The sequence below is a fragment of the Myxococcus sp. AM011 genome, assembly GCF_013372595.1.
GTDB classification, from domain to species: domain Bacteria; phylum Myxococcota; class Myxococcia; order Myxococcales; family Myxococcaceae; genus Myxococcus; species Myxococcus eversor.
Genome location: NZ_JABXEM010000594.1, coordinates 1 through 697, shown reverse-complemented (window position 1 = coordinate 697; position 697 = coordinate 1). Strand labels below are relative to the sequence as shown.

General features: G+C 71.3%; 1 protein-coding gene. It reads left to right on the top strand.

Annotation, left to right across the window (positions count from 1 at the left end):
- The first annotated feature begins 211 nt into the window (after positions 1-211).
- Positions 212-637 carry a YeeE/YedE family protein gene (locus HUW62_RS47555; RefSeq protein ID WP_163865476.1) on the top strand — a complete coding sequence of 142 codons (426 nt, stop codon included), beginning with the start codon at positions 212-214 and terminating at the stop codon, positions 635-637.
- The last annotated feature ends 60 nt before the right edge of the window (positions 638-697 follow it).

Below are 697 nucleotides of genomic sequence, written 5' to 3'. Positions count from 1 at the left end.
TCTCCAAGGAGCCCGGGTCCCGCCCCTCTTCAGGAGTCCCCCGCCAGTCGCTCCCGCGGCCGCATGCGCGCGGTGGAGCCGGCGCTCGTGGGGCCGCCCGCTCAGGCACCGGGTACTGAATCGTTTTTTTCCGCCTCCATGATTCTCACGGGCAGCCGATGACGTGACACCCTCCCCTCTCGGGCTCTTTCTCCTCGATGGGTGTGTCACCATGAATCCGGTCCTTCTTCCCCTGCTCGGGGGCGTCCTCGTCGGCCTGGCCTCCGCCCTGCTGCTGCTCTTCCACGGCCGCATCGCGGGCATCAGCGGAATCACCGGCGGGCTCTTGTCCCCTGCACCCGCCGACTTCGGCTGGCGCGCGGCCTTCCTCGGAGGGCTCGCCCTGGGAGGCGTGCTGCTCTCGGTCTTCCGTCCGGAGTCGCTCGGGCCTCCGGTGCTCACCAACGTGGGCGCCACGCTCGTCGCCGGGCTGCTCGTCGGCTTCGGCACCCGGCTGGGCGGCGGCTGCACCAGCGGCCACGGCGTCTGTGGCCTCGCCCGCGGCTCCAAGCGCTCGCTGGTGGCCACGCTGACGTTCATGGCGACGGCCGCGCTCACCGTCTTCCTCTCCCGCCATGTGCTGGGAGGTGCTTCATGAAGTCGCTCCTGGTGGCGGGCGTGGCGGGCCTGCTCTTCGCGTTGGGGCTGGGGCTGGGAG